The sequence below is a fragment of the Micromonospora sp. WMMD980 genome (assembly GCF_029626035.1).
In the GTDB taxonomy this organism is placed as follows: domain Bacteria; phylum Actinomycetota; class Actinomycetes; order Mycobacteriales; family Micromonosporaceae; genus Micromonospora.
In genome coordinates this window covers 1,997,955-2,009,501 of record NZ_JARUBE010000003.1, presented here as the reverse complement: position 1 = coordinate 2,009,501, position 11,547 = coordinate 1,997,955, and the positions used below count along the sequence as shown (strand labels likewise).

The following is an 11,547-nucleotide window of genomic DNA, read 5'->3' as shown; positions in this document are numbered from 1 at the left end:
TCAGCCCTCCCCGACGATCGCGTCGGACCAGCCGGCCGGCTCGTCCGGCACCCGGGCCACGGTCAGCTCGCCGAGGCACACCTCACGCCACCAGGCCACCCCGGCCGGGTCCGGCTCACCCGGGCAGAGCAGCGTCACGTCCCCGGCGTACGGCGAGCTGGCGTAGGCGTCGCCGGGGACCGGGTCGGCGACCGCCAGCCCGGCCACGTCCAGCCCGGACTCGGTGAGCTGGCGGGCCAGTTCCAACGCCAGCGCGCCGGCATCGCCCCGGCCCACCACCGTCAACGGTCCCCTCGTCAGGTGCCCGGCCAGGTCGGCGGCGTAGTCGGCGGCGAGCCGCTGCACCAGCGGCGCCGGGTCCAGGCCGGCGTAACGGTGCAGCGCCCCGTCGGCCACGCCCCACACCGCACCGGCGGTCGCCAGCCCGGCCGGGAGGCCGGCGTACGCGTCGAGCCGGCCGCTGCCGTCGTGCACCAGCAGGTACCGGGGCGGGCCGTCACCGGCGAGCCGGGTCACCTCGACCGCACCGACGGCCGGCTCGTCGTCGGGTGCGGCGGGTCCGGCCGTGGCCGCGAGTCGTTCGGCGAGGGCGCCGACGGTGGGGTGCTCCAGGATGGTCCGCAGCAGTTCGTCGAAGAAGACCCCGGACGCCGCCGGCACCCGCTCGGCGAGCTGTCCGGCGAGCTTCGCGGCGAGCAGCGAGTCCCCGCCGAGGGCGAAGAAGTCGGCGTCGCGGCTCACCCGCTCCACCCGCAGCACGTCCGCCCAGACGGCCGCGATCTCCTCCTCCAGCCCGGCGTTCGGCGCGGCGCCGCCGGTCTCCGGGCCCGCCGTGGCGGCCGCCACCAGCCGGCGGACGGCCGCGCGGTCGAGCTTCCCGTTCGCGGTGCGGGGCAGCTCGTCGGCCACCTGCACCACGCTCGGCACCATGTAGTCGGGCAGCCGGTCGGCCAGGTGCGCCCGCAGCTCGTCCGGCACCACCCGACGCCGGTCCGCCTTGACCCGGGCCGCGATGATCCGCATCCCGAGCCCGGCCATCGGGTCGTCGGGCGCGGGCAGGTCGAGCACCGGCGCGGCGCCGGCCCCGGTGAGCAGGCTCCGCCACTCGTCCGCGTCGAGGAACGTCCGGTCGGTGCCGCGCCGCAGGTCGGCGAAGTCCCCCAGCTCGTCGTCGAGGCGCACCAGCAGCTCCAGCGACGTCATGATCTGGTAGTGCTCCCGGGTCATCTCCAGCAGCACCAGATGCCCGCCCGGGGCGAGGATGCCGCGCAGCCGGTCCAGGGTGGCCGGCACGTCCCGGGTGGCGTGCAGCACGTCCCCGGCGATCACCAGGTCGGCGCTGTTCGGGGCGAGGCCCTGCCCGGCCGGGTCGGCGTCGAGGTCCAACGTGGCGAAGCGCAGGCCCGGCCGGTCGCCGAAGCGCTGCCGGCCGGCCTCGACGAAGAACCCGGACAGGTCGGTGTAGAGGTAGTCGACGTCCAGACCGTCGAGCGCGTCGAGCACGGCCGCGGTGGTGCCGCCCGAACCGGCGCCGACCTCCACGATCCGCACCGGGGCGGGCAGCCGTTCGACGAGCGCCCGCACCGCCGCGGCGGCGACCGCGTTGGCCCACCTGTTGAACAGGGCGCCCGCGTAGAGGTTGTCCGACACCGCCAGTTCGCCGGCGGGGAAGAGCAGCGCCAGCGGGTCCTCGTCGTCGCGCAGCAGCGCCGGCAGCGCCGCGGCGCTGCCCTGGAAGTAGCGCACCAACTCCGGCGCCTCCCCCACCTCCGCCGCCCGCCGGGCCGCCGCGTCCCACGCGCGCGCCGCCGGCGACAGCGCCTGCCCCAGCCGGTACGCGTCGTCGTCGCGCCGCAGCACGCCCGAGTCGGTGAGCGCCCGCAGCCAGCGCCGCAGCAGCCGGCGGTGGCGTGGCGCGACGCCGGTGCCCGCGTAGATCCCGGCGAGCGGGTGCGGCCGGTCGTCGAGGAACAGGCCGGCCGCGCGCAGCGTGTCCAGCATGGCCGCCAGGCCGAGGCGGTCCAGGTCGTGCAGGTACGCCGCGTACCCGTCCAGGTCGGTGCCGGCGACCACGGCGGTGCCGGCGGCGGCGGGTCCGGCCGGTTCGACGGTCGTGGCCGGGCCGGGTTCCACGGCGGCCGGCTGGACCACGGCGGCCAACCTGCGCTCCAACGGGCGGTCCCCGTCGACCACGGCGACGGCGGCACCGATCGCCGGATGGGCGAGCAGCGCGGCCTCCACCTCGGCCAGCTCGATCCGGTGCCCGCGCACCTTGACCTGGTGGTCCTCCCGCCCGAGAAACTCGATCACCCCGTCGGGCCGGTAGCGGCCCAGGTCGCCGGTGCGGTAGAGCCGCTGTCCGGTGGTCGGGTCGGTGACGAACCGTTCGGCGGTGCGCTCGGGATCGCCGAGATAACCCGAGGCCAGGCCGGCGCCGCCGATGTAGAGCTCGCCGGTGACCCAGTCCGGGCGGTCGCGCAGGCCGGCGTCGCGCACGTGCCAGCTCTGGTTGGCCAGCGGCACGCCGTAGGGGATGCTGCGCCACGCCGGGTCGACCGCGCCGACCGGGTGGATGATCGACCAGATCGCCGCCTCGGTAGCGCCACCCAGGCCGACCACGGCCAGGCCGGGCACCAGGGCGCGGATCGCATCGGGCAGGGTGACCGGGATCCAGTCGCCGCTGAGCAGCGCCAGCCGCAGCGACGGCGTCCGCACCATCGGCGCGGCGGCGAGATAGTCGGCGAGCATCTGCATCTGCGCCGGCACCGAGTTCCAGAGCGTCACCTCGTGACCGGTCACCAGGTCCGCCCAGTGGGTGGGGTCGCCGCGCCGCCCCGGCGCGGGCAGCACCAGGGCGGCACCGACCGCCGGCGGGCCGAACAGGTCGTAGACGGACAGGTCGAAACCGAGACTGGCCAGGCCGAGGATCCGGTCGTCGGCGGTCACGTCGAACCGGGTGTTGATGTCGACCACCGTGTTCAGCGCCGCCCGGTGCGTGATCATCACGCCCTTCGGCGTGCCGGTGGAACCCGATGTGTGGATGACGTACGCCAGATCGTCGGGGCCGGCCAGGCGCGGTGACAGCGCGGCCGGCGCGGGGCCGTCGCAGCCGTCCACGGCGATCACCTCGACCTGTGCCGGCCAGTCGCCGTCCGCGCGACCGCTTTCGGTGAGCACGTGCCGCACGCTCGCGCCGGCGAGGATCAGGTCGCGGCGCGCCGGTGGCTGGTTGGTGTCGACCGGCACGTACGCGGCGCCGGCCAGCAGCGCGCCGAACACCGCGACGACCTGCCGCCAGCCCTTGTCGGCCACCACCGCGACCAGGTCGCCGGGGCGGCAGCCGGCCTCGACGAGCCGGACGGCGACCGCGCTCGCCCGCCCGGTGAGCTGCCGGTAGGTCAGACTCGCGTCGGGCGCCACCACCGCGACCCGGTCCGGGGTCCGCAGCGCCTGCGCGAGCACGCCCTCGTGCAGCAGCCCGTCGGGCAACGGCGCGGCGGTGTCGTTGACCTCGGCCCGCCGGCGGGCGCTCGCCGCCGGCAGCGCGACCGGGGCGATCTCCTCCCACGCCTCGTCGGTGCCGGCCAGCCGGCGCAGCAGCGCCGTGTACGCGGCGAACATCTCGTCGACCACACCGTCCGGGAAGACGCCCTCGCGCACGTCCCAGTTGGTGGCGAGCCCGCCGGAGCGTTCGATGTTCTGGCAGTCGATCCAGACCTGCGGTGTCTGGCTGATGCCGTAGCCCAGCTCGCCGAAGCCCTCCACCCCGGTGTCGCCGCCGAGCCCGATCGCGCTGGTGAACACCACAGGCAGCAGCGCAGCGTCGGCGCCCCGCCGCCGGGCCACCTCGCGCAGCACGTCGACGCCGGAGAATCGGCGGTGGTCCAGGTCGGACCAGAGCTGGGCCTGTAGCCGCTTGGCCCGCTCCTGCACGGGCGCGTCCGGGTCCTGCTCGACGGCGAGCAGGCTGACCGAGGTGAAGTCGCCGACGATCCGGTCGACCTGCGGGTGCGTCGGCGTGCGGTCGAGCAGCGTGACGTCGACGCAGAAGCGCGGGTGGGCGCTCCAGGCGGCGATCACCTCGGCGTACGCGGCGAGCACGGCACCGGACGGGGTGATGCCGTGCCGGCCGGCGCGCTGCCGCAGCCCGGCCCACTCGGTGGCGTCGAGCCGCAGGTCGAGGCGGCGGAACCGGGGTGGCGCGGCGAGCGCGTCGGGGCGCAGCGGCAGCTCCGGCGCGGGCGGCAGGTCGTCGAGGCGGGCCAGCCACCAGTCCCGGTCGGCGTCGCGGCGTGGCCCGTCGCGCAGCGGCGCGGTGGCCAGCAGATGGTCCCGGAACGTCAGCTCCAGGTCCTCGGCGGGCGGGTCACCGGCGTAGCGGCGGCCCAACTCGTCGAGGAGCAGGTTGATGCTGACGAAGTCGCAGACCAGGAAGTCGATCGAGAAGTGCAGCACGTGACGTTCCGGGCCCCGGGTCACCCGCAGCGTGAACAGCGGCCACTGCCGTGGGTCGTAGCGCCGGTGGTCCAGCTCCGCGCGGGTGGCGGCGACCGCGTCGGCGAAGCCGTCCGCGTCCGCGTCGCGCACCTCGATCCGGTACGGCGGGACGTCGGGGCGTACCTGCTGGGAGCCGTCGCGGTCGACCACGGCCCGGAGCATGTCGTGCCGGGCCACCAACTCCCGCCAGGCGTCTTCGAGTCGGTCGACGTCGAGATCGTCGAAGCCCAGCTCGCCGTAGCCGTGGCAGCCGATCCCGCCGTAGGCGAACGTGTCGCCGCGCCCGAGCAGATAGGCGCTCTGCACGTCGGTGAGCGGGAACGGCTCGTACCGTTGCTCGGGGTGCGGCACGGCGGTGGGGACGGCGGCGTCCCGGACCGCGGCCAGCACCTCCTCCCGGTGCTGGCGCAGCGCGGCCCGCCGCTGGTCGGTCAGGACGCCGGCCGGGGCGCGGAAGCGGAGCTGGCCGTCCTCCTCCCAGAGTCGAACACCGAGTTCCGCCAGTTCGGCGACCAGGTCCTGCCCGTTCATATCGCCCCTTCCTCGTACGCGCCGGCGGCGTCCTGCACGGCGGCGGCCAGGTCCGCGATGGTGGGTCGGTCGAACAGTCCCCGCATCGGCAGGTCGACGCCGTAGCGCTCGCGCAGCACGGCCAGCAGGCGGGTGGCGAGCAGGCTGTCCCCGCCCAGGCCGAAGAAGTTGCGGGTGCGCCCGGGCGTCGGGCAGCCCAGCAGTTCGGCCCAGAGCGCGCCGAGCTCGGTCTCCAGCCCGGGCCGGGGCGGTTCGTCGGGCGGCGCGCCGTCGCCGGTGGCGAGCAGCCGGGCCACCGCGTTGCGGTCGACCTTGCCGTTTGCGGTCAGTGGGAGCTGATCGAGGACCGTGACGTGCTCGGGGATCATGTAGGCGGGCAGCCGGTCGCCTAGGTGTTCGCGCAGGTCGTCGACGTCGTGGCCGGGGTGGACGGTGACCGCGGCGGCGAGCCGGCGGGTGGTCGCGCCGACCGCCACGGCGACCGCGTCACGCACGGCGCGGTGGTGCAGCAACGCGGCCTCGATCTCGCCGAGTTCGATGCGGTGTCCGCGGATCTTGACCTGGTGGTCGGTGCGGCCGAGGAACTCCAGGGTGCCGTCGGGCCAGTAGCGGCCGAGGTCGCCGGTCCGGTACCAGCGGGTCCCCTCGTGGGTGACGAACCGTCCGGCGGTGCGTTGCGGGTCGCCCCGGTAGCCGGCGGCCACGCCGGCCCCGCCGATCCACAGCTCACCCGGCACCCAGTCCGGGCAGTCCCGGCCCCGCCCGTCGACAACCCGGTAGCGCTGGTTGGGCAGCGGGTGCCCGTAGGGCACGGACCGCCAGTGCGCCGGCACCTCGTGCACCTCGTACGCGTTCGACCAGATCGCCGCCTCGGTGGCCCCGCCGAGCGCGACGAGCCGCGCGTCGGGCCGGCAGGCGGTCAACCGGTCCCGCAGGTCGAGCCCCACCCAGTCGCCGGAGACCAGCGCGAGCCGCAGCGCCGTCAGGGGCTCGTCACCGGCGGCGGTGAGCAGCATGTCGAGCAGCGCGGGCACGGTGTTCCAGATCGTGACGTGGTGGTCGGTGGCCAGGCGCAGCCACGCCCGGGCGTCACGGCGCTGCTCCTCGCCCACCACGACCACCGCGCCGCCGGCGCCGAGCAACCCGAACACGTCGAACACCGACAGGTCGAAGTCCAACGCCGACACCGCCAGCACCCGATCGCCCACACCGACGTCGAAACGCCGCCGGATCGCCTCGATCGTGTTCACCGCCGCCGCGTGCGACACCTCCACACCCTTGGGCTCCCCCGTCGACCCCGACGTGAAGATCACATACGCCAGCCCGGCCGGATCGACCTGCACCGGCCACTCCAACGCGGACCCACCGTCACCGCCCGGACCAACCACCGGGACGCTGCCACCCGGCGCCGCGTCGCCGGTTGCCGCTCCGGGACCGTCGTCGTCGGCCCGGATCAGCACCTTCGCTCCCGCCCGGGCGAGAATGCGCTCCCGCCGGACCGCCGGCTGGTCCACCCCCACCGGCACGTACACACCGCCGGCCGCCAACACCGCCAGCACCGCGACGAACTGCTCGACGCCCTTGGGCAGACACACCCCGATGGCGTCGCCAGCGCCGACCCCGGCCCGGAGCAGCGCACCGGCCAGCCGCAACGACCGCTCGGCCAACTCCCCGTAGGACACCGACACACCGTCACCCAACGCCGCCGGGCGGCCCGGCTCCCGCGCCGCCCACCCGAAGAACCCCTCGTGCAGCAACCCGGTCGGCAACACGGCCACGGTGTCGTTCACCCGCTCCCGCACCACCCGCTGCGCCGCCGGCAACCCGACAGGCAACGCCCGCGACCAGTCCCCCCGCGCCAGGCCGCGCAGCAACTCCAGGTAGGCGTCGAACATCGCCTCCGACACCCCGGGCGGGAACAGCTCCGCCACCAGGTCCCAGTTGACGAGCAGGCCGCCGTCACGCTCCATGACCTGGTTGTCCAGCCACACCTGCGGGGTCTGCGAGGCGCCCCAGATCTGCTCGCCGAACGGCAGGTCCATGCTGACCAGCTCGTCGCTGATGCCGAGTGCGCTGGTGAAGACCACGGGCATGGTCGCCGCGGCCGCGCCGCTGCGGCGGGCGATCTCCCGCAGCACCCAGATGGCGGACACACCGTGGTGCTCCATGCCGTCCCACATCCGCTCCTGGAAGCGGCGGACCAGGCTCAGGAAGTCGTCGCCGGCGACCGGCCGGTGCGGCACGAGCAGCAGCGAGGTGAAGTCGCCCAACACGTAGTCGATGTCGGGGTGCACCTCACGGCGGTCGAACAGGGTCAGGTTGAGCGTGAGGTCGCCCCGGCCGCTCCACGCCGAGAGCACCTCGGCGTACGCGGTGGCGAGGACCGCGGCCGGGCTCACGCCGTGGGTACGGGCGATGGCCACCAGGCTCGACCACCGCGCGGCGTCGAGGCGTCCCTCGTGCCGGACGAACCGGGGCGCGCGGACCCGGTCCGGGTCGACGGCCAGCGGGAGCTGCGGCGCGGGCGGCAGCTCGGCGACCTGCGCCGACCAATAGCGCCGGTCCTCGTCGACGCTCGCCGCGTCGGGCTGGGCGTGCAGCACGTAGTCGCGGAAGGACACCCCGATCGGGCGCAGCGGAGTGTCGAGGTCGGTGTAGAGGGCGGACAGTTCGGCGAAGACGGTGACGATGCTCAGCGCGTCGAGCACGATGTAGTCGAAGCTGAACGCCAGCCGGACCCGGTTCTCGCCGTACCGGACGGCCTCGATCGCCACCAGCGGCCAGCGGGTCGGGTCGGCGACCCGGTGCGACAGCCGGTCGCGCAGTGCGGCGAGCGCCGCTCCACCCTCGGTGACGCCGATGGCGACCTCGGGCACCTCGGGCAGGATGCGTTGCCGCCCGTCGGGGTCGATGACCGCGCGCAGCATCTCGTGCCGGCGCACCAGCCGGTTCCACGCCGTGGTGAGCCGGTCGAGGTCCACGTCCGCGCCGTCGAACTCCCAGTACCAGTGCGAGCCCACCTCGCCGAGCGCGAAGTCGCCGGTGCGCCCGATCCAGTACGCCCGCTGCACGTCGGTGAGCGGGAACGGGTCGTGCCGGTGGGCGAGGTCCGGGGTGAGCGCGGCGGTCGCGCCGGGGCCGCGCTCCAGCCGCAGGCCGGCGGCGAACCCGCTGAGCGTCGGCTGGGCGAACAGGTGCCGCAGTTGCCCGCCGGCCAGCCCGGCGGCCCGCATCCGACCGAGCAGGCGGGTGGCGAGCAGGCTGTCCCCGCCCAGGGCGAAGAAGCTGTCCGCGCGGCCGACGGCCGGCACGTCGAGCAGCTCGGCCCAGACCTCGGCCAGTGCCGCCTCCACCGGCCCGATCGGCGGCCGGACCTCGGTGGCCCGGTCGGCCCGGTCGGCCAGCCGCTCGGCCAGCGCCCGCCGGTCGATCTTGCCGTTGCCGCTCAGCGGCAGGTCGTCCAGGACCGCGACGTGCTCGGGGACCATGTGGGCGGGCAGCCGGTCGCCGAGGAAGGCATGCAGGTCGTCGACGTCGTAACCGGGGTGGACGGTGACCGCGGCGGCGAGCCGGCGGGTGGTCGCGCCGACCGCCACGGCGACCGCGTCACGCACGGCGCGGTGGTGCAGCAACGCGGCCTCGATCTCGCCGAGTTCGATGCGGTGTCCGCGGATCTTGACCTGGTGGTCGGTGCGGCCGAGGAACTCCAGGGTGCCGTCGGGCCAGTAGCGGCCGAGGTCGCCGGTCCGGTACCAGCGGGTCCCCTCGTGGGTGACGAACCGTTCGCCGGTGCGTTGCGGGTCGCCCCGGTAGCCGGCGGCCACGCCGGCCCCGCCGATCCACAGCTCACCCGGCACCCAGTCCGGGCAGTCCCGGCCCCGCCCGTCGACAACCCGGCAGCGCTGGTTGGGCAGCGGCCGACCGTAGGGGACGGAACGCCAGTGCGCCGGCACCTCGCCGACCTCGAGGACGGTGGAGTGGATCGCCGTCTCGGTCGTGCCGCCGAGGGCGACCAGCCGGGCGTGCGGGCGCAACGCGGTCAGCCGGCCCGGCAGGTCCAGCCCCACCCAGTCGCCGCCGAGCAGCGCGAGTCGCAGGTGGGTGGTCGCGCCGTCGGCCTCGGCGGCGGTGAGCAGCATGTCCAGCAACGCCGGCACCGACTGCCAGATCGTGACGTGGTGGTCGGTGGCCAGGCGCAGCCACGCCCGGGCGTCACGGCGCTGCTCCTCGCCCACCACGACCACCGCGCCGCCGGCGCCGAGCAACCCGAACACGTCGAACACCGACAGGTCGAAGTCCAACGCCGACACCGCCAGCACCCGATCGCCCACACCGACGTCGAAACGCCGCCGGATCGCCTCGATCGTGTTCATCGCCGCCGCGTGCGACACCTCCACACCCTTGGGCTCCCCCGTCGACCCCGACGTGAAGATCACATACGCCAGCCCGGCCGGATCGACCTGCACCGGCCACTCCAACGCGGACCCACCGTCACCGCCCGGACCAACCACCGGGACGCTGCCACCCGGCGCCGCGTCGCCGGTTGCCGCTCCGGGACCGTCGTCGTCGGCCCGGATCAGCACCTTCGCTCCCGCCCGGGCGAGAATGCGCTCCCGCCGGACCGCCGGCTGGTCCACCCCCACCGGCACGTACACACCGCCGGCCGCCAACACCGCCAGCACCGCGACGAACTGCTCGACGCCCTTGGGCAGACACACCCCGATGGCGTCGCCAGCGCCGACCCCGGCCCGGAGCAGCGCACCGGCCAGCCGCAACGACCGCTCGGCCAACTCCCCGTAGGACACCGACACACCGTCACCCAACGCCGCCGGGCGGCCCGGCTCCCGCGCCGCCCACCCGAAGAACCCCTCGTGCAGCAACCCGGTCGGCAACACGGCCACGGTGTCGTTCACCCGCTCCCGCACCACCCGCTGCGCCGCCGGCAACCCCACCGACGCCGACCAGTCCCCCGCCACCAGCGCGCGCAGCAGCCCCACGTAGGCGTCGAACATCGCCTCCGACACCCCGGCCGGGAACAGCTCCGCCACCACGTCCCAGTTCAGGTACAGGCCGCCCTCGCGCTCGGTGACCTGGTTGTCCAGCCACACCTGCGGGGTCTGCGAGCTGGTCCACACCGGATCCCCGAAGCACGTCCGCACGTCCGCGCCGAACAGCTCACCGAGGCTGAGCGCGCTGGTGAACACCACCGGCGCGAGCACCGCCCGGTCCGCACGGTGGCGGGCCAGGTCACGCAGCACGTCCACCCCGGAGTACGCGCTGTGCGCGACGTCGCGGGTGAACTGCTCGTGCAGCCGGCGGGCCCGCTCGACGAAGGGCACCTCGGCGGTGGCGTCCACCTCCAGCAGCAGCAGGTTGGTGAAGTCGCCGCTGAGCAGCGGCACGTCCGGGTGGTACGGCGTGCGGTCGTACAGCGGCAGGTTGAGCAGGAAACGCTGCCGGCTGCTCCAGGCGGCCAGCACCTCGGCGAACGCGGTCAGGAACACCATCGGCAGGGTGATGCCGTGCTCCCGCGCACGGGCGGCGAGGCGGTCCCGGTCGGCGCCGGACAACCAGTGGTGGTGACGGGTCACCCGGTGCCCGGTGACCCGCTCCGGCGCGACCGCGACCGGCAGCTCGGGCCCACCGGGCAAGCCTGGCAGCCGCTCCCGCCAGTAGGCGGACGCGGCCGCCCGCGCGGCCGCCCGACGGCGGGCGTGCACGGCCAGGTAGCGCGGGTAGCTGTAGCCGATGGGCGGCAGCGGCTCGTCGGGGCGGTCGTAGAGGGCGGCCAGGTCGGCCAGGAGAACCCGGAAGCTGTGTGCGTCGGCGACCAGCATCTCGATCTCGACGTGGATCCGGGTGCCGCCCGCGGGCAGCAGCGAGAGCTGGATGTCGAACACCTCACCCCGGTCCACCCGCAGGCTGCGGTGCGACAGCGTGTCGCGCAGCTCGCCGAGTCGCCGGTCTCGGTCGGCCGGTGTCAGCTCGCGCAGGTCGTGCACCGTCAGGCCGGGCCACGCGCCGTCCGGGGTGATCTGCTGGCGGCCGTCGTCGAGGAACCGGGCCCGCAGCATGTCGTGCCGGCGCACCAACGCCCGCACCGCCCGCTCCAGCCGCGACGCGTCCACGTGCCGGCCGTCGAACTCGTTGTAGAAGTGCGCGCCCACACCGCCCAGCGCCTGGTCCCCGGCGCGTCCGACCCAGTAGGCGTGCTGCATGGTGGCCAGCGGGAACGGCGCGCCGGGGTCGACCATCTCGTCGTCGGCCGGCTCCGAGGTGGGCGCGGGATCGTCGCCCGGCCGCGCCAGGGCGTGCCACTGGCGTACCGTGCGGTGCTCGATGAGCTGGCCGAACGTGAGGTTCCCGCCGGCCGCGGACCACCGCGCCGCCAGCCGCATCAGGCCGATCGAATCGAGACCGCGCTCCAGCAGGTCGTCGTCGGGCGACACCGGCTCCTCGAGCAGCGCGGCGACGTCGCCGCACATGCCGTCCAGGGTCAGCGTGGTCAGCACTGGCATG

2 protein-coding genes are annotated in these 11,547 nt (G+C 75.0%); both read right to left on the bottom strand.

Features of this window, described 5'->3' with window-relative positions; genetic code table 11:
* Nucleotides 1–5,028, bottom strand: a complete 5,028-nt coding sequence (locus tag O7618_RS09705; protein WP_278105687.1) for a non-ribosomal peptide synthetase — start codon at nucleotides 5,026–5,028, stop codon at nucleotides 1–3.
* The gene (locus O7618_RS09700) at nucleotides 5,025–11,546 is read right to left on the bottom strand and encodes a non-ribosomal peptide synthetase (protein WP_278105685.1); all 6,522 of its coding nucleotides are present in this window, start codon (nucleotides 11,544–11,546) and stop codon (nucleotides 5,025–5,027) included. Before O7618_RS09700 ends, O7618_RS09705 begins: the two co-directional genes overlap by 4 nt.
* Between the last annotated feature and the right edge of the window lies 1 nt (nucleotide 11,547).